The organism is Streptomyces sp. NPDC051104, assembly GCF_040682835.1.
Taxonomy (GTDB): domain Bacteria; phylum Actinomycetota; class Actinomycetes; order Streptomycetales; family Streptomycetaceae; genus Streptomyces; species Streptomyces cynarae.
The window spans coordinates 1-22,922 of the sequence record NZ_JBFBBS010000014.1 but is presented as its reverse complement, the minus strand read 5'-3'; the positions used below and the strand labels follow the sequence as shown (position 1 = coordinate 22,922).

21 protein-coding genes and 2 pseudogenes are annotated in these 22,922 nt (G+C 71.6%); 13 read left to right on the top strand and 10 right to left on the bottom strand.

Annotation, left to right across the window (positions count from 1 at the left end; genetic code table 11):
* Window positions 1-163: 163 nt before the first annotated feature.
* The 5 genes and pseudogenes from AB0N14_RS20695 (at window position 164) to AB0N14_RS20675 (ending at window position 5,326) form a co-directional block, all read left to right on the top strand.
* A complete protein-coding gene (locus AB0N14_RS20695; RefSeq protein WP_366027149.1) occupies window positions 164-1,288 on the top strand; it encodes an NADH:flavin oxidoreductase in 1,125 nt (374 codons plus the stop codon).
* A gap of 95 nt (window positions 1,289-1,383) precedes the next feature.
* Window positions 1,384-1,563 (top strand): annotated as a pseudogene (locus AB0N14_RS20690) (MFS transporter); the annotation flags it as partial.
* Between the two features lie 229 nt (window positions 1,564-1,792).
* Window positions 1,793-3,346 carry a carboxylesterase family protein gene (locus AB0N14_RS20685; RefSeq protein ID WP_366027148.1) on the top strand — a complete coding sequence of 518 codons (1,554 nt, stop codon included), beginning with the start codon at window positions 1,793-1,795 and terminating at the stop codon, window positions 3,344-3,346.
* 85 nt (window positions 3,347-3,431) lie between these two features.
* Window positions 3,432-4,577, top strand: coding sequence for an aromatic acid exporter family protein (locus AB0N14_RS20680; protein ID WP_366027147.1), 1,146 nt, complete (start codon window positions 3,432-3,434; stop codon window positions 4,575-4,577).
* A gap of 83 nt (window positions 4,578-4,660) precedes the next feature.
* Window positions 4,661-5,326 (top strand): DedA family protein, encoded by a 666-nt coding sequence (locus AB0N14_RS20675; RefSeq protein WP_366027146.1) that lies wholly within the window; start codon window positions 4,661-4,663, stop codon window positions 5,324-5,326.
* A 74-nt stretch (window positions 5,327-5,400) separates the two neighbouring features.
* Here the strand turns inward: AB0N14_RS20675 and AB0N14_RS20670 are convergent, their stop codons facing one another.
* Window positions 5,401-6,012 carry a hypothetical protein gene (locus AB0N14_RS20670; protein ID WP_366027145.1) on the bottom strand — a complete coding sequence of 204 codons (612 nt, stop codon included), beginning with the start codon at window positions 6,010-6,012 and terminating at the stop codon, window positions 5,401-5,403.
* A gap of 176 nt (window positions 6,013-6,188) precedes the next feature.
* Here AB0N14_RS20670 and AB0N14_RS20665 point away from each other — a divergent pair, with 176 nt between their 5' ends.
* Window positions 6,189-6,437, top strand: coding sequence for a hypothetical protein (locus AB0N14_RS20665; protein ID WP_366027143.1), 249 nt, complete (start codon window positions 6,189-6,191; stop codon window positions 6,435-6,437).
* A 38-nt stretch (window positions 6,438-6,475) separates the two neighbouring features.
* Here AB0N14_RS20665 and AB0N14_RS20660 read toward each other — a convergent pair whose 3' ends face one another.
* Complete coding sequence (locus AB0N14_RS20660) at window positions 6,476-9,208, bottom strand: SIR2 family protein (RefSeq protein WP_366027142.1); 2,733 nt, start codon at window positions 9,206-9,208, stop codon at window positions 6,476-6,478.
* A gap of 201 nt (window positions 9,209-9,409) precedes the next feature.
* Between AB0N14_RS20660 and AB0N14_RS20655 the strand changes: the two genes are divergently transcribed.
* Window positions 9,410-10,462: a macro domain-containing protein gene (locus AB0N14_RS20655; protein WP_366027141.1), complete on the top strand. Its 1,053-nt coding sequence runs from the start codon at window positions 9,410-9,412 to the stop codon at window positions 10,460-10,462.
* An 18-nt stretch (window positions 10,463-10,480) separates the two neighbouring features.
* On the opposite strand, the gene AB0N14_RS20650 is transcribed toward AB0N14_RS20655, so the two are convergent.
* The 3 genes from AB0N14_RS20650 to AB0N14_RS20640 form a co-directional block, all read right to left on the bottom strand.
* Window positions 10,481-11,875 (bottom strand): PTS transporter subunit EIIC, encoded by a 1,395-nt coding sequence (locus AB0N14_RS20650; protein ID WP_366027140.1) that lies wholly within the window; start codon window positions 11,873-11,875, stop codon window positions 10,481-10,483.
* Between the two features lie 78 nt (window positions 11,876-11,953).
* Window positions 11,954-12,889, bottom strand: a complete 936-nt coding sequence (gene murQ, locus AB0N14_RS20645; protein ID WP_366027139.1) for an N-acetylmuramic acid 6-phosphate etherase — start codon at window positions 12,887-12,889, stop codon at window positions 11,954-11,956.
* Between the two features lie 52 nt (window positions 12,890-12,941).
* Window positions 12,942-13,880 carry a MurR/RpiR family transcriptional regulator gene (locus AB0N14_RS20640; protein WP_366027138.1) on the bottom strand — a complete coding sequence of 313 codons (939 nt, stop codon included), beginning with the start codon at window positions 13,878-13,880 and terminating at the stop codon, window positions 12,942-12,944.
* Between the two features lie 55 nt (window positions 13,881-13,935).
* Between AB0N14_RS20640 and AB0N14_RS20635 the strand changes: the two genes are divergently transcribed.
* Together AB0N14_RS20635 and AB0N14_RS20630 are read left to right on the top strand one after the other, a co-directional pair.
* Entirely contained in the window at window positions 13,936-14,319 is a 384-nt protein-coding gene (locus AB0N14_RS20635) for a hypothetical protein (protein ID WP_366027137.1), read from the top strand.
* Complete coding sequence (locus AB0N14_RS20630; RefSeq protein ID WP_366027136.1) at window positions 14,316-14,636, top strand: DUF4031 domain-containing protein; 321 nt, start codon at window positions 14,316-14,318, stop codon at window positions 14,634-14,636. Before AB0N14_RS20635 ends, AB0N14_RS20630 begins: the two co-directional genes overlap by 4 nt.
* Here the strand turns inward: AB0N14_RS20630 and AB0N14_RS20625 are convergent.
* From AB0N14_RS20625 to AB0N14_RS20610, 4 genes and pseudogenes are all read right to left on the bottom strand, one after another.
* Window positions 14,584-15,075 (bottom strand): annotated as a pseudogene (locus AB0N14_RS20625) (GNAT family N-acetyltransferase); the annotation flags it as partial. The gene AB0N14_RS20630 and the pseudogene AB0N14_RS20625 sit on opposite strands and share 53 nt — an antisense overlap.
* Window positions 15,069-15,389, bottom strand: coding sequence for a hypothetical protein (locus AB0N14_RS20620; RefSeq protein ID WP_366027135.1), 321 nt, complete (start codon window positions 15,387-15,389; stop codon window positions 15,069-15,071). The gene AB0N14_RS20620 and the pseudogene AB0N14_RS20625, both read right to left, overlap by 7 nt.
* Complete coding sequence (locus tag AB0N14_RS20615; protein ID WP_366027134.1) at window positions 15,386-15,682, bottom strand: hypothetical protein; 297 nt, start codon at window positions 15,680-15,682, stop codon at window positions 15,386-15,388. Before AB0N14_RS20615 ends, AB0N14_RS20620 begins: the two co-directional genes overlap by 4 nt.
* A gap of 39 nt (window positions 15,683-15,721) precedes the next feature.
* Window positions 15,722-16,381 (bottom strand): hypothetical protein, encoded by a 660-nt coding sequence (locus AB0N14_RS20610; protein WP_366027133.1) that lies wholly within the window; start codon window positions 16,379-16,381, stop codon window positions 15,722-15,724.
* 46 nt (window positions 16,382-16,427) lie between these two features.
* Between AB0N14_RS20610 and AB0N14_RS20605 the strand changes: the two genes are divergently transcribed.
* Together AB0N14_RS20605 and AB0N14_RS20600 are read left to right on the top strand one after the other, a co-directional pair.
* On the top strand, window positions 16,428-17,105 hold the full coding sequence (locus AB0N14_RS20605) for a maleylpyruvate isomerase family mycothiol-dependent enzyme (RefSeq protein ID WP_366027132.1): 678 nt from the start codon (window positions 16,428-16,430) through the stop codon (window positions 17,103-17,105).
* Between the two features lie 120 nt (window positions 17,106-17,225).
* The gene (locus AB0N14_RS20600) at window positions 17,226-17,915 is read left to right on the top strand and encodes a copper homeostasis protein CutC (RefSeq protein WP_366027131.1); all 690 of its coding nucleotides are present in this window, start codon (window positions 17,226-17,228) and stop codon (window positions 17,913-17,915) included.
* 28 nt (window positions 17,916-17,943) lie between these two features.
* Here AB0N14_RS20600 and AB0N14_RS20595 read toward each other — a convergent pair whose 3' ends face one another.
* A complete protein-coding gene (locus tag AB0N14_RS20595) occupies window positions 17,944-19,137 on the bottom strand; it encodes an MFS transporter (protein WP_366027130.1) in 1,194 nt (397 codons plus the stop codon).
* A 102-nt stretch (window positions 19,138-19,239) separates the two neighbouring features.
* Here AB0N14_RS20595 and AB0N14_RS20590 point away from each other — a divergent pair, with 102 nt between their 5' ends.
* Together AB0N14_RS20590 and AB0N14_RS20585 are read left to right on the top strand one after the other, a co-directional pair.
* Complete coding sequence (locus AB0N14_RS20590) at window positions 19,240-19,587, top strand: transcriptional regulator (RefSeq protein WP_366027129.1); 348 nt, start codon at window positions 19,240-19,242, stop codon at window positions 19,585-19,587.
* Window positions 19,588-19,862: 275 nt separating this feature from the next.
* A partial coding sequence (locus AB0N14_RS20585) for a choice-of-anchor D domain-containing protein (RefSeq protein ID WP_366027128.1) occupies window positions 19,863-22,922 on the top strand: 3,060 nt, incomplete at its 3' end.

Genomic DNA, 22,922 nt, shown 5'->3' with positions numbered 1-22,922 from the left:
CTGTGGCAGGGGGTGCCGCCCTCGGGCGTGTCCGGGATCACGCGGGCGTTCCGCCCGGCCGGGAATGTGGGCCGGCCCATAGGCCGTTGCTTCAGAAGCTGCAACAATGCGCGCGCACATACCAGTCGGTTAACACAGCGATCCCTCCCGAGGAGCCCCTCACGTGACCGTCACCACGCCCGCCTCCCGCGCGGCCCAGATCCTGTCCCGCCCGATCGCGCTGGGTGGCCTCACCGTCCCGAACCGGATCGTGATGGCGCCGATGACCCGCATGTTCTCCCCGGGCGGCATCCCCGGCGAGGACGTGCGCTCCTACTACGCGCGCCGCGCCGCCGCCGGCGTGGGGCTGATCGTCACCGAGGGCACCTACGTCGGCCACGAGTCGGCCGGCCAGAGCGACCGCGTCCCGCGCTTCCACGGCGACGAGCAGCTCGCGGGCTGGGCCAAGGTCGCCGAGGACGTGCACGCCGCCGGGGGCACGATCGTCCCGCAGCTGTGGCACATCGGCATGGTCCGCAAGCAGGGCGAGCCCCCCTTCTCGGACGCCCCCGCCGTCGGACCGTCCGGCCTGGTCACCGCGGGCGCCGAGCCGACGGGCAGGGCGATGACCCAGCAGGACCTGGACGACGTCACCGACGCGTTCGCCCAGGCCGCCGCGGACGCCGAGCGCATCGGCTTCGACGGCGTGGAGATCCACGGCGCCCACGGCTACCTCGTCGACCAGTTCCTGTGGGCGGGCACCAACCGCCGCACGGACGCGTACGGCGGCGACCCGGTGGCTCGCACCAAGTTCGCGGCCGAGATCGTCGCGGCGGTCCGCGAGCGGGTGTCCCCCGACTTCCCCGTGCTCTTCCGCTACTCGCAGTGGAAGCAGCAGGACTACGCCGCCCGGCTCGCCGAGACCCCCGAAGAGCTGGAGGCGATCCTCACCCCGCTCGCGGCGGCGGGCGTGGACGCCTTCCACGCCTCCACGCGCCGCTACTGGCTGCCCGAGTTCGAGGGCTCCGACCTCAACCTCGCGGGCTGGACGAAGAAGCTCACCGGCAAGCCGACGATCACGGTCGGTTCGGTGGGCCTGGACGGCGACTTCCTCCGCGCGTTCCAGGGCGAGGGCGCCCCGGTCAAGACCCTCGACAACCTTCTGGACCGGCTGGAGTCGGAGGAGTTCGACCTGGTGGCGGTGGGTAGGGCGCTGCTCCAGGACCCGAAGTGGGCGAAGAAGGTCCTCCAGGGCCGCTTCGACGAGCTGGGTGCGTATGACGCGGCGGCGCTGAAGACCCTGCACTGACGGACGGGGCGCTGACGACCCTGCACTGACGAACGGGGAGTGCGGCCCCTCGCCCTTCGGGGGCGAGGGGCCGCACTCATGTGCGGCTCCGCCGCATGGGGGCCAACACGCCGCCGAGGCCGAACGCCATCGTGGCCGTCCTGGCCTTCGCCGGCATCGTCGTCTCGCTGATGCAGACCCTGGTCATCCCGATCGTCCCCGAGCTGCTGCACGCCTCGTCGTCGGACACCGCCTGGGCCGTCACCGCCACCTTGCTCGCGGGCGCCGTCGCCTCCTTCATCCCGCGCCGGCGTCCGGCCGCCGGGCAGACGCCGCCCGCGGCCGACGGTCCGGCCGGGCACGCGGAGGTCTCCGAGGCCAAGGCGTAGAGTCCAACTGATCGTCAGGTCGGGCGGTCGCGGCCCCGCTCCCGCGGGCTGTGCGGCCGCCCGGCCGTCCGTGCACCACGTGTTCCAGCGGCACCCGGACGAGGGGCCGTACCGGCGACAAGTTGGAGGTCACACGATGACGACAGCCGAATCCCGCACGCCGACCGCCGACGACGAGACCGGGCCCGTGGTGCGCACCGCGGCCGGCGCGGTGCGCGGGCGCCGGGAGGACGGGCTCGCGGTGTTCCGCGGCATACCGTTCGCCGAGCCGCCGGTGGGGGAGGGGCGCTTCCGGGCTCCCCGCCCGGTACGGGCCTGGGAGGGCACACGGGAGGCGTACGCGTTCGGGCCGCCGCCCCCGCAGGAGCTCGGGATCCCGGGCCGAACCGGCTTCCCGGACAGGTCCCTCGGCGACGACTGGCTGACCGTCAACGTCTGGACGCCCGACCCCGATCCGGCCGCCCGCCGCCCCGTGATGGTGTGGATCTACGGCGGCGCCTACAAACTCGGCCACGCGGGCAGCCCCGGCTACGACGCCCGGCACATCGCCCGCGACGGCGACCTCGTCGTCGTCACCTTCAACTACCGCGTCGGCATCGAGGGCTTCGCCCGCATCGAGGGCGCCCCCGCCAACCGCGGTCTGCTGGACCAGGTCGCGGCCCTGGAGTGGGTGCGGGACAACATCGAGGCCTTCGGCGGCGACCCGGAGCAGGTCACCGTCTTCGGCGAGTCGGCGGGTGCCGGCTCCGTCGCCGCGCTGCTGGCCGTGCCCCATGCGGCCGGGCTGTTCCGGCGGGCGATCGCCCAGAGCGTGCCGGGCACGTACTTCTCCGACGAACTGGCCCGTGACCTCGCGACCGCCATCGCCGCGGAGGCGGGCCTGCGCCCCACGGCCGCCGACCTGTCGACCGTGGACCCGCGCCGACTGACCGACGCGGGCCAGGCGCTGAGCGCGAAGATGCTCCAGTACCAGGACCGCTGGGGGCAGGTCGCGCCCACGGTGACCCCCTTCTCGCCGGTCGTCGACGGCGAGGTGCTGCCCACCACACCCTGGCGGGCGCTGGCGGACGGTGCGGGCCGGGACGTCGAGCTGATCACCGGGCACAACCGGGAGGAGTACCAGCTCTTCCTGGTCCTCGGCGGCATGCTCGGCCGGATCACCGACGAGCAGGTGACGGGAGCCCTGCGCCTGTTCGCTCCGGGCCCGGACGGCGAGGCCGCCTACCGCGCCGCGTTCCCCGACGCCACGCCCGACGAGCTGTACGAACGGATCCAGTCCGACTGGCTCTTCCGCATGCCCACCCTGCACCTGGCCGAGGCACAGGTGGCCGGGGGCGGCCGTGCGTACGCGTACGAACTGACCTGGCCCGCGCCGGGCAGCGGAGGCGTCCTGCGCGCCTGCCACGGTCTCGACATCCCGCTCGTGTTCGGCACGTTCACGGCGGACCTCGGCTCCCTGCTGTTCGCGGACGGGGAGCCCGGCCCGGAGGCCGAGGCGCTGGCCTCCCGCTTCCGCACGTCCTGGACGAGGTTCGCGAGGACGGGCGACCCGGGCTGGCCGGCGTACGACACCGAGCGCCGGCTGGTGCAGGTACTGGACGCGGAGCCGAAGGTCACCGCGTACCCGGAGGAGACGTCGCGGCGCATCTGGGAGGGGTACGAGTTCCCTGCGCTGCCGCTGCTGCGCTGAGCCGGTACCCGCTCCGGAACCGGCCACCGCAGGCACCTGCGGCCGAAGGGGCATTCATCGCGAGCCCCGTGGCACCTGGTGTGCCATGAGAGGGAAGCGTACGGCGATCCAGCCGGTGTGGCACTGGCTGCAGACGGCCTGCCGGACGGTGCGGCGGGCCTGCGAGGGACCGGGCCGGGAGCGGGACATCGTCGTCCAGGCGCTGAAGGCGGCCCTGGCCGCCTGGGTGGCCTGGGCCGTGGCGGGCTGGTGGCTGAAGGCCCCGGTGGCCTTCGTGGCGCCCTGGGTGGCGGTCGTCCTCGTGGAGTCGACCGTGTACCGGTCGATCGCGCACGGGCTGCAGCAGCTCGCGGCGATCGCCACCGGCACGGTCGTGGCGACAGCGGCGGCCCTGCTGCTGCACAACACGATGACCGCCATGGCGCTCGTGCTGCCCACGGTGGTGCTGCTGGGCCACTGGCAGCGCCTGGGCAGCCAGGGCATCTACGCGGCCACCGGCGCGCTGTTCGTCCTGACCAACGGGCAGGTCACCGTCGCCACCTCGGCCGCCCGGATCGCCGAGGCGGTCTTCGGTGCCCTGGTCGGGATCACCGTCAACGCGCTGATCCGGCCCCCGGTGTATCTGCGCGACAGCCGGGCGGCCCTCCAGGACGCCGCCGGGGAGGCCCATGACATCCTCGAGGCGGTGGCCGACGGGATGGCCGAGGACCGGTGGGACGCCGACGAGGCCGCCACCTGGCACGAGCGCGCGCTGCGCCTGGAACGCCTGGTGGACCAGGCCCGCTCCGCGATCGGCTGGAGCCGGGAGAGCATGCGCATCAACCTCCGCCGCCGCTCACGCGCGCTGTCCGCGCCGGGCAAGGACTACGACGACGCGGTCGTCGTCCTGGACTACGCCGCCGTGCACACCGCCGGTGTCACCCGGGCGGTCCTGGAGGCCGCGTCCGAGGACCGCCCGGCGGCCCGGCCGGATCCCTCCGCCGCCCGTCGCTACGCGGACTTCCTGCACCGGACCGCGCAGGCGCTCCAGCTGTACTGCCAGAGCCGCTTCGGCGCCCAGGACGACCACGAGCTGCACCAAGCCGTGCGCAAGCTGCGCGACACGCATGACGAACTGCGCCGCCACCTGACCCGCTCGGTACCGGACGACCCCAACGAGGTCGCCACCTACGGCACCCTGCTGACCCAGGCGCGCCGCCTGGTCGACCAGCTCGTCGCGACGGAGTCGTGACCGTCCCGCTCGTGCCGCGCGGGCGTGCAGGACCATGGAAACCGGTACCGACAGCTCATGCCCAGTCGCACGGGAGACCGCCGATGACACAGCCCCCGCTTCCCGGAGTCCTGGCCGACGTCGCCCCGATCCTGGACCACTGGGGCTATCTGGCGGTCGCCGGCCTGGTGTTCATCGAGGACTTCGGCGTGCCCGTGCCCGGCGAGACGATCCTGATCGTCGCCGCCGTCTACGCGGGCGCGGGCCGGATCAACATCGTCCTGGTGGCCGTCATCGCGTTCTTCGCCGCCGTGCTCGGTGACAACGTCGGCTACGCCATCGGCCGCTTCGGCGGCCACCGGCTCGTCGAGCGCTACGGCCGCTACGTCCTGCTCACGCCGGCCCGCGTGGAGAAGGCGGAGGGCTTCTTCACCCGGCACGGCGGCAAGGTCGTCACCGTGGCCAGGTTCATCGAGGGCCTGCGCCAGGCGAACGGGATCATCGCCGGGATGGCCGGAATGTCCTGGCGCCGCTTCCTGATCTTCAACGCCCTGGGCGCGGCCCTGTGGGTCGGCGCCTGGGTCACGTTCGGCGGCCTGGCCGGAGCCCACCTAAACACGCTCTACCCGGCGATCCAGCGCTACGAGCTGTACGTGCTGACAGCCATGGCCGTACTGCTCCTGTTTCTCATCGGCCGCCACCTGTACCACCGTCGCCACCGCGACGCGAAGCGGCAGCCGGACGTCGGAGGACACGGCGGAGGGCGCTGAGCCGCGCGTGGTTCCTGTTCAGTCGCTCGACCCGGGAGCTGCCCTGGAGCGGTGCCGGTGGACCGTGGGAGCCGTCATGCGGGTGTCCTTTCATGTCGCCGAAGCGCCATCTCGCTGCGGGTCTCCGACGCGCGGGCGCGGATCGTCGAGGCGGGTAGGGTCGCTTTGGGATGAGCGGGGGCGTGCCCGTCTCGGCATGCGCCGCAGAGACCGCCCGGCAATGCTTCCGGGCGGCCCGGGACGCCGCACTCCGCGCATTCCAGGAGGCGGAGAGGGCGGCGTGGGGGCTCCGGCGGCAGCGGCTCGGGTGGGAGTTTGTCGGTCAGGCGCCTGCGGACCAGGGCGGCCGGGTGGTGGACCGGGGAGGGCAGGCCGACGGTCAGGGCGCGGACTACGGCCTCGTCGGTCGCGCCCCTGGCGAACCACTCGGACACCAGCGGCGCGAGGGCCGCACAGTCGGCCTGGGAGAGCGAGAGGACGGGAGCCGTACGGCCGAGGGCGGCGAGGAGGATGTGGGCGCGGGAGCGGGGCGACCGCGGCGCGTCCGGGCGCGGCTCCTGCGGTACGTCGCCCCGGACGAAGGCCGCCCACCAGTCATCGGCCCGTGCGGTACGGGAGAACCACGATCGGGTGATCCAGCGGGAGCCGCCCGCCTCCGCCTCCAGGCGTTCCCGGCCCCGGCGCAAGTGCTCTGCCCGGTGGAGGTGGTTGAGGGCGGTGCGGAGCGCGCACTGCCCGTAGGGGAGGTGCTTGGCCAGCGTTTTGACGGAGATGTCGGCGCCGTCGGGCAGGCGGTCGATGTAGGCGGCGATGGCGGCTTCGCGGGGTGGGATGTGGGCGAAGTCGTGGCTGGCGAAATGGCATGGCGTGGTCCATCGAAGAGGTCGTCGAGGCGTTGCGGGTCGCTCTGGCGCGAGTCGAAGTCGTACTGCCGTCGCTGGGCGTCGACCCGGTGACCGGCGCGAGCGACGACGGGTTCGCCCTGGTGGAGCTCGGGCGCTGCAACGTGCGGACGGCGCAGCACGTGACGGACGTCCTGCGGGCGATGCCGACGGGGGAGGAGCTGAGGGCGCGGGTGCGGCGGCTCAACCGGGAGTCTCGGGTGCCTTGAAGGGCCCAGGAAGGGGCCTGACCTCTGGGCCTTGTTCCTCACCTCCCGTCGGGTCCCAGCTCGGCCAGTCGGCGCAACGTGTCGAAGGACAGCGCGTCATCGAGGCCGAGCTGTACGCCTGTTTCCTTCTCCGCTGACTTCGCTGCGGTGCTCATCGCCGTGGCCAGACGAGCGCACAACTTGATGGCGCTCAGGCTGCGGAACTCCTCCAGCGGTGTCAGACGCGTGCGGATCACCCCCAGGAACTGTTCCGCCTCGTACTCCCCGCGGATACGTTCGAGCAGGATGTAGGAGATCTCCGGGGCATCACTTGTGGCTCCCGTACCCGTCTGCGCGTTCAGCTTGAGCGCAGACTTCCCGAGGCTCACCAGCGCGTACCCTGCGCGAGTGGAGTCGAGCCTGAACCCGACCCTGTCGTCAAGCGCGAGCGCGGCTAGTCCGGAGGAGGTCTGCGCATGCTCGTCTCGCATGCAGTTCGAGAACTCCACAAGGAACCCTCTCAGGGCGGCTCGGAAGTCGCGGTACTCGTGCGCATGCTTGGCCAGGTCCCGGGCGTACTTGACGGCTCGTCCTCCAGGTTCCCGGCGAAAGGCCCGCAGTAGGCTCACCCGGGATTCCAGCAGCTTTCCTGTGCCTTCGACGGCCCCGGCGGCCGCCCACACGGCCTCGGGAACCGGCAGGTGGCGGGAGAGCAGGTAGGCGTCGCGGAACCCGTCGATCTCGCTCGCTTCCGCCGCTCTCAGTGCTCCACCGGCCCTGCCCACCAGCGTATAGACCTTCTGGGCGGACCCATCCCTGTTCACCTGTTCGACCACGGCCGAGGCGATGGCCGGATGCCGGGAGTACACCCGGTCACCCGCAAAGGTGACGGCTGCTTCCCGGCCAAGGATGCGCAAGATCTTGCCGTCCGCGAAGACCTCCCCTTTCCCCACCATTTCCGCGATCACCGAACGGCTTGCGCCTCTGCCCCGGTTTCCGTCCTTGTCGAGAACATGCTGCATCACACAGATTCCAGCGAACACGTCGCCGAGCGTCACGGTGTCCGTCAGGTTGATGTCCCGGAGCTTCCTCAGCAGATCCTCGACGCGGTGGCCGAGTTCCGGTCCGTACCGGACGTCGAGCACAGCGCCGAAGAGTGTGTTGGTCTTCATCGCCATCGCGCCCGCCGACGTCGCGAGTCGCTCGGCCGCGGCTTCAGCACTGGCCAGGGAGGGCGGCAGCAGTCCCATCGCCTGCCAGGCGCCGGCGATGTTGGCGGCGTCGTCAGCGGTGATGCCATGGAAGAGAACAGGGCTGATGCGCGCCTGGAGGTAAGTGCCCGCGCCTTGCCACCACAGCCGGTCGTGGCTGGCGAGCAGGAAGGCGAAGCCGGAGTTCTCCGCTCCCCACAGACGCTCGGTGGCCACGAGTTCGTCCATGACCAGATCGGCCTCGTCGATGCAGATCAAGGTGCGGTCCGAGGTCTTGCGGACCTCACGTAGCCAAGTCTCTGTGATGGGAGGCGCGCCGGGTTCGCGCCACAACACATCCCAGTCCGGTCGGGCCGAAGCGGCTGATACTGCCAACTGCCGCACAGCCAGTGACTTGCCCTCACCGAGAGGACCGATGGCGACCACTCCACCTCCCCCGCCCTTGGCGAGGCAGCCGAGCAGTTCCTCCTCCAGCGTCTGCGTGGAGCTGAGCAAGGGCCAGCGGCCCGGCTGGGCATCGGCCCAGTTCGGGGGACGTCCGTCTGCGAAGTGGGCCGGCTTGTACTCGGTGGATGCGCTTGGACGGGGCACCCTCGAATAGCCGAAGGGGGAGGCCTTCTCCTGCGCTGCGCTGTCGTCGACCTCGATTTCCCCGCTGAAGAGCTCGTGTCCGTCGACTCCCAGATAAAGACTGAAGCCGGGCGCGCCCACGAGGTCGTTGAGCACGCCGTCCCCGAGGGCGTCGGACGCGTTCGGCTCATAGGCCGCCCACAGGACTTCGGCTTGGAGGAGGTCCGCGTCATTGAGTACTCGGCCGCGCAGACTCTTCATGAAGCCGTCGAGCCAGCCGCTGTATCCCACGACCAGAACGACGGAGTTCGTGAGTATCTTCTGAAGCACGGCATCGAGTTGGGGCCTGTCTGCTGTGATTCGAGACGGAACGTTGCTCGTCGCCGGACCCGTCCAGTACCCGTGGATGTGCAGAACGGGATGGGTCGTGGCCTCCCGCAACTGGTCCGGTGTGGGAGCGGAGTCCGTGGGGACCGGTATCGGGACGGCGTCGACACCGGCCTTGGTGAGAGCTATTTCGACGAGCGGGTCGAAGTTCGTGGTGATGATCGGTCCGCGCACTCTTCCGTCGAGGGAGGCGAAGAAGCGGGCGAACCTCTGGTAGCCCAGCGGGATCTGCCACGAACCCGCCCGAACCAGCCCGCGGCATTGTTCCTCGTCGCGCGCGACCTTGCCGGCGTCCTCATCGGACACGTCATGGCATGCCTTCAACACCGCGGTGCGGATCGCACGCATCACCGTCTGTTCGCCGGCCTGGCGGGTCAGGATGGCGGCTGCGTTCTGGTACTTGAGGCCGGGGTCGGTGATGGCGTCGATCGTCTCGTTGAACCGTGCCCGCCCTGCGCGCGGCACGTGCGCCCGGAAAAGCTCCGTCAGTTCCGGAACCCCCGGCAGCACCGCGTTGCTGATTCCAGAACCGAACACGGTGACGAGGCGGCGATCGGCCTCTTCGGCAAGCAGTTGCAGACGCACCCTGAGTTCGAAGAGGTCGCCGAAGTCGATGGGGTTCATATGAACATGAAACCACCCGTGTAAAGCCAGTACGTGACGTTCCGTCATACCACGCGGCGACCGTGGTGCAGCCCTCGGCGAAGGTGGCGAGAGCCATCACTGGTGGCCCTGCCCGATCCTGTGCTTCTCTTGCTGTGCCGAGGCTGCCCGAAGCCGTTGACCGGCGGGGTGGAGGCCGAGAGAAGGGATGGCGTGTCGCCCATGAGCCCGCTGCAACTGTGCCTGACTGCACTCCTCATCCTGTCCGGTGTCGGCCTGCAAGCCTGGTCGTCCGCGCCGGCCCGTGCGGGGCGGCACTATGCCCTCCAACTTCCCGTGACGCTGCTGTACTCCCTGGCGGGGGCGCTGTTCCTCTTCGCGACCTTTCCCGACTCGATCTCAGAGGGACGGGCGCTGGGCTTCAGTCTGGGAGGTGCGGCTGGGTTCGCCGCCTTCTTCATGCTGGCGTCCTTCACGTGGCTGTCCAAGACGCGTGGCAGGGACGAAATGGCGGCGGAACTGCAGAAGGTGAAGACGGAGAACGCGGCGCTGCGCCGGCAATTGCTCGGTGAGCGCGCTCCGGGCCGGCCGGCTCGCCCTCTGGTGACCGGCACCCGGCACGAGGTCGCCGTGCCCGGTGTGCGGGGGCACCGAGTGGGGATGGTCACGGGCAATCTTGCCGGCGTGACCGGCATGGACGTCTGGGTGAACACCGAGAACACCCGTATGGAAATGTCACGCATCAACGAGCCCACCATCTCCGCGACCATCCGTTACCACGGGGGGCGACGGGACGCGGCCGGAAACCTGATCGACGACACCATCGCCCTGGAACTGGCCGACCGAATGGGAGGCCAGACCCGGGTCGTGCCAGGACAGGTCCTCGTGACAGGAGCCGGAGAACTTGCAGCGAGCCATCAGGTCAAGCGCATCCTCCATGTCGCTGCCGTCGAAGGGGAACCGGGGTCCGGGTTCCGCCCCGTCTTGGACCTGGAGAGGTGCGTCCGGAACGTTCTGGCCGAGGTGGACCGGCTGAACGACGCAGGCGAGGAGTTGCGCTCGGTCGTTCTCCCTCTGCTCGGAACCGGTGGAGGAAACAGCGACCTGAGGAAGACGGCGGAGACCTTGGTGGCCGGCGTGGTCGGATACTTCCGATCACATGTCGCCTCTCGTGTGCGAGCCGTCTACCTGTTGGCGTACACCGATGTGCAAGCGGCTGTGTGCAGGGCGGTGCTGGACCTGGAGGCGGGGCTGGCCGAACCCTCCCCGCACTGAAGCCACCTCGGTGGCTGGTCAATCCGGTGACGGGAGGAGAAGAGCACGCCGTCCGCTGAAGCCGAACGCGTACGTCGTCGCGAAGCCCACCGCGTAGCCCGTCAGCAGCCCGCCTCCGTAGATCGCCGCCGTCACCCCCGGCCCCCTGGTCCCTGCCAGCAGCGGGAACAGCGCCCACCCGGACGGTCCGATCGCCGTCGCGCCCACCTTGTAGCCGAGCATCGCGAAGCCGCCGACGAACGCTCCGCCCGCCGCACCGCCGACGCACGCCGTGAGGAACGGGCGGCCGAGCGGTAGCGAGACCCCGTAGATCAGGGGCTCGCCCACGCCCAGGAGGCCCGCCGGGAGGGCCGAGCGGATCGTCGTACGGAGGGAGAGGTCGTGGCGGAGGCGGACGTAGACCGCCAGGGCCGCGCCCACTTGGCCCGCGCCCGCCATCGCCAGGAGGGGGAGCAGGACCGTGGAGCCCTGCTGTTCGATGAGGGTGGTGTGGATCGGGATCAGGGCCTGGTGCAGGCCCAGCATCACCAGGGGGAGGAACAGGCCGCCGAGGACCAGGCCCGCTGCCGCGCCCGTGGTCGTCAGAAGCCAGTTCGCCGCCGTGCCGATGGCACTCGCCGCCGCTCCGGCCGCGTACATCAGGATGTAGAGCGTCACCAGGCCGGGGACCAGGACCGTGAGCGTCGGGGTCAGCAGGACGTCCAAAGTGGCCGGGACCCGGGTGCGGCACCACTTCTCGACGTACGTCGCGAGGAGCGCGGCGGCCAGGGCGCCCAGCACCCCGCCCTGGCCGGGGGCGAGGGCCGTCCCGAGCACGGTGACCTTGGCGACCCCGGGGTAGACCACGACCGCGGCCACCGCGCCGCCCAGTACCGGCGTGCCGCCGAACTCCTTCGCCGTGTTGTGGCCCACGAAGACCGCGATCAGGGCCATGAAGGCGGAGGAGAGGGTGGTGAGGGCGGGCGTGAGGGACGGCAGCAGGCGCAGGTTGAGGAGCAGGCCGGTCGCGCCCGCGATGACGCCGCAGCCGATGAGGGCCGGGATCAGCGGCACGAAGACGTTCGCCACGCGGCGCAGGAGGATCTTGCCGGGGGTGGCGTTGCGCTGGCGCCGGGCCTCCTTCAACGCGGCTCCCCGCGCGGCCGGTTCATCGTTGCTCGTACGGACGAGGGCCTCGAACTCCGCCGTGACCTGTGCGGCCTTCCCCGGCCCGAGCACGATCTGGTACGTGTCGTCGTCCACCACTCCCAGCACCTCGGGCAGCGCGCGCAGGGCGTACTCCTCGACGAGGGAGCGGTCGGCCAGGCCCAGCCGCAGTCGGGTCATGCAGTGGGCGACGGAGGTGACGTTCGCGGGGCCGCCGACCAGGGGGAGCAGCGCGGCGGCGGTGGCGGCGTATGAGGTACTGGGCACGGGTTGAGCGTGCGGCGCCCGCAAGCACCGAGGTGGGCGCCGCGCGGGAACCTCCACCGCTCTCCACCGAAAGGTGGCTCAGCCGGCCGACTTCTCCAGTGCCGCGCGAAGATGCCCTCCGCTCTCCGAGAGGAGACGTTTCGCCGTCGGGCCGTCCACGCCGCCCAGGATGGTGAGGATCGCGTCCTTGGCCTCGCCGCCCGTGGCCGCGAGGGCACGCTCGATCTCCTCGTCGCTCGCGCCGGTCGCCAGCGCCACGATGCGGTGCGAGCGGGCGCGCAGCTTGTCGTTGGAGGCGCGGACGTCGACCATCAGGTTCCCGTACGTCTTGCCGAGGCGGATCATCGTGATCGTCGAGAGCATGTTGAGGACCAGCTTCTGCGCCGTGCCCGCCTTCAGCCGTGTCGAGCCGGTCAGCAGTTCGGGGCCGACCACGATCTCGATGCCGTGGTCGGCGGCGGCCGCGAGCGCGCTGTCCGCGTTGCAGGACAGGCCGACCGTCAGCGCGCCCCGCGCCCGCGCGTGCTCCACCGCGCCGACCGCGTAGGGCGTGCGCCCGGACGCCGAGACGCCGACCACCGTGTCACACTCCGTCAGCTCCAGCGCGTCGAGATCCTCCGCGGCCAGCTCCCTGGAGTCCTCCGCGCCTTCGACCGACGTCACCATGGCGCCCGGGCCGCCCGCGATCAGGCCCACGACCTGGGAGGGGTCCGTGTCGAAGGTCGGCGGGCACTCGGACGCGTCCAGGACGCCGAGCCGCCCGGCGGTCCCCGCGCCGGCGTAGACGAGCCGGCCGCCGCGGGCCATCCGTTCGGCGACGGCGTCGATCGCGGCGGCGATCTGCGGCAGCCGCGCGGCGACCGCGGCGGGCACGGTCGCGTCCTCGCCGTTCATCAGCTTCGCGATCTCCAGCGTCGGCAGCCGGTCGATCTCGGCCAGCTCGGGACGGAACGCCTCGGTGGTCAGCGTCTCCAGCTCGGCGCGGAGATCGCGGGGGTGGGACGAGGAAGTCATGAGGGTGGCTCGTTTCCGCTGCGGCACTGCTCTGGGAGGAGGACGGAAGGGCCTAGCGCTTCGTTCCGCCCCGTGGGCGGTGACGGTGCGCCAACGCCTCGTACGAGGCGGCCAGCGCCGGCGCCGCCGTCTCGTACGTCCGTTGCGCCACGCCCACGAACAGGCAGTCCACCACGAGGAGTTGGCTGGTGCGGGACGACATCGCGGCCGGGCGCAGCTCGCTCTCGCGGGCCGTGGACGTGGTCAGGACGTGGTCGGCGTACTGCGACACCGGGCCGTCCGGGCGGCCGGTGATCGCGACGGTGGTCGCGCCGTGCTCGAAGGCGACGCGCAGCGGTTCGATGACGTCCCCGGTGGAGCCGGAGTGCGTGATCGCGATCGCCACGTCCTTGGCGCGCAGTTGCACGGCGTTGGTGACGGCGAGGTGCGGGTCGCTGTGCGCGTGGGCTATGAGACCTATCCGCAGCAGCTTCTGCACCAGGTCCTGGGCGACGAGCCCGGAGGCGCCTATGCCGTAGACGTCGACGCGGCGGGCGGCGGCGAGCGCGGCTACGGCGGCGCCGAGCTGCACGGTGTCGAGTCCGGCCGCCGTGTCGGCGAGGGTCTGCTGTTCGTCGTGGGCGAGTTTGGCGACGACGTCGGCGATGGGGTCGTCGACCGCGATGTCCGCGGTGACGGACGGGGCTCGGCCCGACTGCTGTTGGGCGGCGAGGCCGGCGAGGGCGAGCCGCAGGTCCCGGTAGCCGGGGTAGCCGAGCAGGCGGGCCGTGCGGACGACGGTGGCCTCGCTGGTGCCGGTCAGTTCGGCGAGGGCGGTGACCGTGAGCGCCGCGCAGCCGGCCGGGTCCCCGGCGACGGCCTCGGCGACGCGCTGCATGGACCGGGTCATGGACGGTGCGAGGGTGCGCACCTTGGCGGCGAGGGCGGCGGGGGCGGGTGGCACCCCCGGACCCACCGGCCCTGCGAAAATTTCCTTCACGTCGCGGGTCACACGTGAAAGCTATTTTCGATTCGGCCGTCCGGTCAAGAGTGCGCACAATAGGGGCATGGACCCCATCAGCCCCCTGGAGCAGGCCCTGCACGCGGCGCGTGCCCTGGTGCTCGCCGACCTGATCGCGGGCGAGGTCGCCCAGGCGGACGTGGTTTCACTCGTCGAGGACTCCGTGGCCCAGCGGCGATGGTGGGTCGAGCAGTGGCCGGACGGCGCCGACTACGTGGCGGGCCTGGTCGCGCAGGACGTCCAGGACGCGCTCCTGGAGCGGTACGGCCGCTGGCCGCTGTGCCCGGTCTGCGGCTCCGGTGACCCGCACGCCCTCGACGTCGAGCCGGAACTCGGGCCCAACCCGCACTGGGTGTGTCCCCAAGCCGGTGTGAAGGTCGCGGCGGTGGGCTCGCTGGGGAGGGCGACGGGCGGGATGACGTCCTCGTGACTGTCTACATCGACCCTCCCGCCTGGCCGGGGCACGGCCGCCTGTGGTCGCATCTGATCAGCGACGTCTCGTACGACGAACTCCACGCGTTCGCGGGGAAGCTGCACGTGCCCCGCCGCGCCTTCGAACGCGACCACTACGACCTGCCCTCGCACCGGTACGCCGACGCGGTGGCCGCCGGTGCGGTGGAGGTCTCCAGCCGCGAGGTGGTGCGGCTGCTGCACGCGTCCGGACTGCGCCGGCGCAAGGGCCGCGAGCAGGGGCTCAGCGGTGCAGCGCGTACGCGTACGTCTCCTCGTCCTCACTCACTCGGGTGAACCCGGCCCGGGCTATGACGCCCTGCGAGGGGGTGTTCGCCCGCTCGATGGTGGCGAACAGCGTGCCGACGTCGTCCCTGGCCAGCGCCCACGCGGCGAGGGAGCGCAGCGCCTCGGTCGCGTAGCCGTGGCCGCGGGCGCCCTCCACCAGGTCGTAGCCGACCTCCGCGCGCCCCTCCTCATCCGGGGCTCCGTGGAAGCCCATGCTCCCGACCGCCCGCCCGTCTTCCCTCCGTACGAGCACGAAGACGCCCCACTCCGGCCGGTGCACCCCGGCCTCGTACGCCTTCACGAGCATCCCGGCGGCTTCCCGTGTGCCCTCGAATGGCTCGCCGTCGAGCCACTCGAAGCCTCCGGTGCCGCCCGCGTGCAGATCGGCGGCGGCTGCGGGGGTGACGCCGTGGAGGGTGAGGCGTTCGGTGGGTATACGGATCACGGAGTCGCCTCTGATGGGCCCAGACCGTCGTTCCGGCCGTCATCCGGCACGACGGAGACAATGGCACCGGTCGGTGGTGCGGGGCGAGGCAGATAGACGTACGTCACGGACAGGGCGGGACACTCCGCGCGTGCCTCGATGCGCGTCACCCAGACCTCGGCGCCCTGGTCGAGTACGCGAACCCGACGCCCTAAGTGCTGTACGTGCTCCAGCTCTTCGCGCAGTTCCTCGACCGCTGAAGCGGCGGCGGGGCCGAGCTGGTCCAGCCGCTTACGGGCCGTGTGGGTGATCTCCACGACGGTTCGGGACTCGGTCAACGGTGGCGCTCCCGCTTGAGGGACTGGGCCAGCTCGATGCCCTCGGCAAGGGATGCCTCGAAGTCCGGGTCGCAGCGGGTCAGCACATGCCCCCGGTAGGTCGCGATCAGCTCGGACACCTCGTGCAGATCCGTGAAGTCGACACGGTTCAAGGTGGCGGCGAGCTCGGCCTCGAGGCGGGCCAGGTCACCTGGAAAGCCGAGCCCTGCGGCGAGGGCGGCCCGCACCTCGCCGAGGGTCCGCATGGGCGGCGGCTCGACGGGGGCTTCCGGGTGGACGGGCTGTTCGCTCACGGCCAGTGATCCTTCCTGCGAAGGGATGGTCTCGTAACGCTACTCCGGCAGCGGCCTCGGCGTCAGCAGATCCAGTTCCGACCGCATGTTGTACCGCGCCGTCGCCTCCCACTTCTCCCGCCCGTGCGGGGTGCGGAACAGCCGTGGCAGGTCGCGGAGTTGGCGCAGAACCGCCGCGCGGCCCTCGCGGAACGCGGCGTTGGGCACGAAGTGGTACTCCTCGCGGACGGCCGCGGTGTAGGCGGCGTACGCCGACGGGGGCGAGGCGAGGATCGCGAGGTCCGCGTCGCACAGGACCTGACCGTTTCGGTCGTCGTCGGCGGGGTCGTGGGTGACGGTGAGGCGCACCAGACGGGCGACCTCGGCGGTCCTCTCCTCGGGCACCCCGGCCTCCGGCAGCGCACGCTCGGCCAGACGCGCCGACCGCTCCTCGTTCTCCGACCGCTCCGGCAGGTACACCGCGTCGTGGAACCAGGCCGCGAGGCGCACCGCGTCCGGGTCGTCCGCGTACTCCTCAAGTACGTCGACACGGTCGAGGACCGCCGCCAGGTGCTCCACCGTGTGGTACCGGCGCTGCGGCTCCGACCAGCGGCGCAGCAGGTCGTCGGCGTAGGGTGCGGGATCGGGCCGCTCCGCACCGCCCCGCACCGCGAGCAGGGTGCGCCGCCAGCTCTCACGCAACGCGTCGAGGTCGGTCATGGGGGCATTCTCCCCTGTTCGCCGGTGGGCACCTAGCGTGGGGCGCATGACGAATGCAGACCTGCACGACGACGTACGAGACCCCGAGCTGCCCGGCCTGCTGCTGACCACCGAGCGCGACGCGCTGATCCCGCTGCTGCGCTCCCGCCCGGACGCGGACTTCGCGCTGCCGGCCGCCGCGTGTCCGGGCTGGACCGTGCGGCACGTCCTCGCGCACTGTTCGGCCGCCCTGACGCGGGTGGTGGAGCACCGTTTCGAGAAAGGGGTGTTCAGCCCCGAGTCGAACGACCGCGACATCGCCGAGCGCGCCGACTGGAGCAACGCCCAGGTCGTCGACGAACTGGAGCGCGGCATGACCGAGGCGGGCGCCGCGATCGCGAAGGCGGGCGGGGTGCTCGACATGGTCGCGCTCGGGGAGTGGGTGCACGGCGGAGACGTGCGGGAGACGTTCGGGGAGCCGGGGGCGTACGCCGGTGACGGGCTGCCGTACGCGCTCACCCTGCTCGCCCGTGTCTCCCGGGAGAAGGGGCACGTCCCGCTCCACGCGGACCTCGACGACCTCGACGAGCCCCTGCTCCTGGGCGACGCGAACGGGGAGCACCCGCCCGCCCGGTTCATCGGCGAGGCGTCCACGCTGGTGCGGCTCTACTCCGGCCGCCCGCTGGACGGGGCGCGGTACGAGCTGGCGGGCGTGGAGGAAAGGGAGCTGAACCTCTTCGGCTGAGGACGGCCGTACGTCCGCGGCGGCGGCCGGTGCCCTGTCGCCGCCTCGGACCCCGTCGTCGTACCCTTGGATTGGACTAGACCTGTAGCCGCTCCATGGAACACCGACGGAAGGGGTCCTATGAGCACGCGTGCAGTCCTGGAGGTGATCGCCCTCGACGTCGAGGACGCGGTCGCCGCCCAGGCCGGAGGCGCGGACCGCCTCGAGCTGGTCACCGACATGGCCTCCGACGGGCTCACCCCGCCGGTTGCGGCCTTCGCCGGGATCCGCGCCGCCGTCGACATCTCCCTGCGCGTGATGCTCCGCCTCGGGGACGGGTTCGCGGCCGGTGACGTCGAGGCGCTCGTACGGGCCGCACGGGAGCTGCGTGCCGCCGGTGCCGAGGAGTTCGTGCTCGGGTTCCTCGGCGAGGACGGCGGGCCCGACCTCGACGCGGTGGAGCGGCTGGCCGGGGAACTGGACGGCTGCCGCTGGACCTTCCACCGCGCGATCGACCGCGCCGCCGACCGCGACGCCCTGCGCAAGCGGCTCGCCGAGGCGCCCGGCCTGGACACCTACCTCACCGCGGGCTCGCCGGACGGCGTGGACGACGGCCTGCCCACCCTCGTCGCCGAGGCCGCCCGGCGCGGCGAGCCCGGCTACACCCAGCGCCTCATGGCGGGCGGCGGACTCCGCCTGGACCACGTCCCGCGGCTGCGCACGGCGGGCGTCGACGCCTTCCACATCGGCGCGGCGGCCCGTACGGCCGGCTGGACGACACCGGTGTCGGCGGAGGCTGTGCGGTCGTGGCGCACAGCGCTCGACGCCTGACCTGACCGGCTGCGACACGGTCGCCCGGTCAAACAGAGGGGCTGGTCTCCGGATCGGCCACGGGCACGCGGCTCTCGGTGCTCGGCGCCGGAGGCCACGTCGTCAGCGCCGCCACACCCGTCGCCAACGCCATCAGTCCGGCGCCCACGCACACGAACCAGCGGTCGCCGAGCAGGGTGATCGCCAGGCTGCCGGTGCCGCCCGCCGCCGCCATGCCCAGGTACAGGGCGCTGCTGTTGAGGGAGACCAGCACGGGCACATTGGCCGGGTCGAGGGAGGCGAGGCGAGCGATCAGGGCCACCGTGATCGACCAGCCGATCAGCGGGGTGAGCACGGAGGCCGGCAGGGCCGTCGACATGGTGCGCAGTGTCCAGGGCTGGGTGGCCGCGAGCACCATGTAGGCGGCGCACGCCGACAGGATCACCGTGCGCGGTCCCCACCGGTCGACCAGTCGTCCACCCAGCTGTGACCCGCCGACCGCCGCGATCCCGGACACCAGGAGCAGCAGGGTCAGCCGGTCCTGGTCGCCGCCGGTCGCCGGGCGTGTGGCCAGCGCGTAGTAGATGTACGTCGTCTGGAAGGCGAGGAAGACCAGGAACGTGGTCAGGGCCGCGCCGAGGACGCGTGGATTGCCGAGCGGGGTGATGCGGTCGCGCAGGCTCAGGACGGCTGTGGGATACGGCAGTTCGCGCAGCAGCAGGGCGAGACCGGTGAAGGCCGCAGCGCCGAGTCCGGTCACCAGCCACATGGTCAGCCGCCACTCCGTGCGTCCGATCCAGGTGCCCAGCGGCACCCCGAGCGCGGTGGCGACGGTCAGCCCACCCGTCACCACGGCGATCGCCCGCCCGCGCCGTTCGGGCGGCACCACGGCGGCGGCCACGGCGTTCGCGGTGGGCGTGTAGAGGGCGGCCCCGACGGCGGCGAGTACGCGGGTGGCGAGCAGGACGCCGTAGGAAGGGGCGAGCGCGGTCAGGGAGTTGGCGAGGGTGAAGACGGCGAGGGCCGTCAGCAGAACCCTCCGGCGGGGCCACTTGGCGGTCGCGGTGGCGAGAACCGGGGCCAGGATCCCGTACGACAGGGCGAAGACGGTCACCACCTGTCCGGCGACCGAGAGAGAGACATCCAGATCACGGGCGATGAGCGGCAGGATGCCGGCCATCACCATGCCGTCCGTTCCGACGGCGAAGGTACCGAGAGCAAGCAGAAGCAGACGTAGGCGCACGAATCCCCCAGAGTGCGTGCGGCGCGAGCGCAACGGTTTGACGTTGGTCAAACAATAGGGACTGTTGGATGATTGTCAAACAACCTGAGGGTGGGAGGATCCGTGGGCGGTGACGAGGGAGAGTGGCTGCCGCAGCCCGATGTGGACGACATCGAGCTGGTCAAGGTGTTGCACGCACTCGGTGACCCGGTGCGGCTGTGGCTGCTGAAGGTGTACTCGACCGGTGAGCAGTTCAGTTGTGCGCCCGACGCGCTGGGCGTCGGGCATCTGCACAAGTCGACCGTCTCGCACCACATGAAGATCATGCGGGAGGCCGGGATCACCTCCACCCGGGCGGTCGGCCGCAACCGGTATGTGCAGCTGCGCCGCGAGGCCCTGGACGCGAGGTTCCCCGGCCTCCTGGACGCCGTGATCAACTCGCTGCCCCACCAGGCCGTGTCCGGCCAGTGATCACCGGGTCGGAGTTCCCGGGCGGCCGACTGCGCGCGAGCACGCGCCCGGACTGCGTGCATCAGGTCCACAACCGTAGGCACGAAAAATCCACGACCGTAGGCACGGACGCCGGTCTGTGATTGGATGCGCGGACTGTACCCGTCCGCCGCGGCCTCCCACGCGATCGTGGAGGCCGCCGTGGCGCGGGGGGAGGGCCTGGGGGGCCTTCGGGACTCAGGGGGGTTTCCTTGGCGATATCACAAGGCGTTGCGGTGGCGGGCGCCACCAGACGCGTGCACAGACGCAGACACACCCGGCGGCGCGGCCTGGCGCTCGCCGTGACGGCCGCGGTGACCGCGGGCCTGATCGGGCTGGGCGTCTCACAGGCGCAGGCGAGCGAGACGACCGGCTCGGTGGACACCCTCCGGACCGGCTGGGACGGGAGTGAACCGAACCTCGGCCCGTCCGACGTCCGCTCCTCTTCCTTCGGGCAGCTCTGGAAGGCTCCCGCGCAGCTCGACGGGCAGATATACGCCCAGCCGATCGTCGTCGGCGGCACGGTGGTGGCGGTCACCGAGAACAACAAGGCCTACGGCCTCGACCGCACCACGGGAGCCGTGCTGTGGCAGCGCAGCTTCGGGCCCGCATGGCCCGCGTCCACTCTCAACTGCGGCGATCTCGTGCCGACCATCGGCAGCACCGCGACGCCGGTGTACGACCCGGTCAGCGGGGCCGTCTATCTGACCACCAAGGTCGACGACGGTCCGGACGCCCTGAGCCCGCACTGGTACATGCACGCGCTCGACCCGGTCACCGGGGCGGAGAAGTCCGGCTTCCCCGTGACGATCCAGGGCACCCCGTCCAACGACCCCACCCAGTCCTTCCTGCCCGCCTACCAGATGCAGCGTCCGGGCCTTCTGCTGCTCGACGGGGTGGTGTACGCGGCGTTCGGCGGACACTGCGACGCCAAGCCCTATCGCGGCTATGTGGTCGGCGTCAGCACCACCAACCCCTCGGTGACCTCCATGTGGGCGACGGAGACCGGCGCCAGCAACAGCGGGGCCGGCATCTGGCAGTCCGGCGGCGGACTCGTCTCGGACGGCCCCGGCCGGATCTTCCTCGCCACCGGCAACGGCGTCAGCCCGGCGCCCGGCCCCGGCAGCGCCCCGCCCGGCACTCTCGCGGAGTCCGTGGTCCGGCTGCAGGTGCAGGCCGACCGGAGCCTGAAGGCCGCCGACTTCTTCAGCCCGTCCAACGCGCCGACCCTGGACCAGCAGGACAAGGACCTGGCCTCCGGCGGGCCGGTCGGCCTGCCGGACAGCTTCGGCACCGCCTCCCATCCGCATCTGATGGTGCAGCAGGGCAAGGACGGCCGGGTCTTCCTGCTGGACCGCGACGACCTCGGCGGGAGGTCGCAGGGCACCGGCGGGACCGACGACGTGGTCGGGATCACCGGACCGCTCAAGGGCCAGTGGGGCCACCCCGGGGTCTGGGGCGGTGACGGCGGTTATGTCTACGTCGTCGGCAGCGGTGGCTCACTGGTGGCGCTGCACCGCGGCGTGACGGGCTCCGGCGACCCGGCGCTGACCGTCGCCGGGTCCAGCCAGGACTCCTTCCCCTACACCAGCGGATCGCCCGTGGTGACCTCCGACGGAACACGCTCGGGCAGCGCCCTGGTGTGGGTGGTCTGGTCGGGCGGGTCGACCGGCGTCAACGCGCAGCTGCGCGCGTACGAGCCGGTTCCCGACGCGAACGGCGTCCTGCCGCTGGTCTGGTCCGCGCCGATCGGCACCGCGCCGAAGTTCGCCACCCCGGCCACCGACGGCGGGCAGGTCTTCGTCGGCACCCGGGAGGGCAAGGTCTACGCCTTCGGCAACCCGGTGGGCAGCCCGCTCAAGGGCGGCCCGGTCGACTTCGGGCTCGTGCCGGTGGGCGGCTCCGCGAGCACCGACGTCGTCCTGACGGAGAACCAGAGCCCGTCCCAGTCCCTCGATATCAAGGGCGTCACCGTCGACGGTCCGTTCACCGCGGACACCTCGTCGCTGCCGCCGACGATCCCGGCGGGCGGGCAGCTGTCGATACCCCTCTCCTTCGAACCCACCGCGGTCCTGGGCGCGAGCGGGACGCTCACCGTGGCCACCGACGCCGGCAGTTTCGCACTGAGCCTGCACGGCGTCGGGACCAAGCCCGGTCTGGCCGCGTTCCCGGGCACGGTGTCCTTCGACAACCAGCCGACGGGGACCACGGCCACCGCGAACGTCCAGCTGACGAACACGGGCACCGACCCCGAGACCATCACCTCCGTCACCCGGCCCGACGGACCGTTCACGGCCGCCGACCTGCCGAGCGCCGACCCGGCGAACCCGACGGTGATCCCGCCCCAGAGCTCGATCGTCCTACAGGTCGGGTACGCGCCCACGGCCACCGGCCACAACTCCTCGTCGATCACACTGAGCAGCACCAGCGGGCCGCTCACCATCCCGGTCGAGGGCGACGCGATCAGCGGCCAGGGCCACCTGGTGTTCAACCCGACGACCCTGTCGTTCGGCGCGGTGGTCCGCGGCACGTCGAGCACACGGACCTTCACCATCACCAACACGGGGAACGTCCCGGTCACCGTCACCAAGGCGAAGGCCCCGGCAGGTGTGTTCAGCAGCGCCGACCAGCTCCCGGAGGGCCTGGTCATCGGTCCCGAGCAGAGTGTCCGGCAGACGGTCACCTTCGCCCCGACCGCGAGCGGCAGCCAGTCGGCCTCGTACGAGGTCACCGGCGACGCCGGGCAGGGGGCGCAGCTGGAGCCGCTCACCGGCATCGGTGTGCCCCCGGCGTCGCAGCTCGGCACCCTGCTGGCACGGGACTACTCCGGCACCCTGTGGCAGTACCGCGGCACCGGTGTGCCCTCCGGCGCACTGGCCGCCCGGGCCGCCATCGGAACCGGCTGGAACACCTACAACCTCATCACCAGTGTCAGCGGTGAGATGGCGGACGGCACCGGAACCGCCGTAGGCCGTGACAGCAAGGGCACGCTGTGGTTCTACCAGGGCACCGGCAACCCGAAAGCGCCCTTCGCGCCCCGGAAACAGGTCGGCTCAGGCTGGAACATCTTCAACTCCGTCGTCGGCGCCCGTGACCTGACCGGGGACGGCAGGGCCGATCTCGTCGCTCGTGACAGCAAGGGCGGCCTGTGGCTGTACCGGGGTACGGGCAACGCGTCGGCGCCGTTCCTGGCCCGTACGTCCATCGGTTACGGCTGGAACATCTACAGCTCCATCGTCGGCACCGGTGACCTGACCGGGGACGGCAGGGCCGATCTCGTCGCTCGTGACAGCAAGGGCGGCCTGTGGCTGTACCGG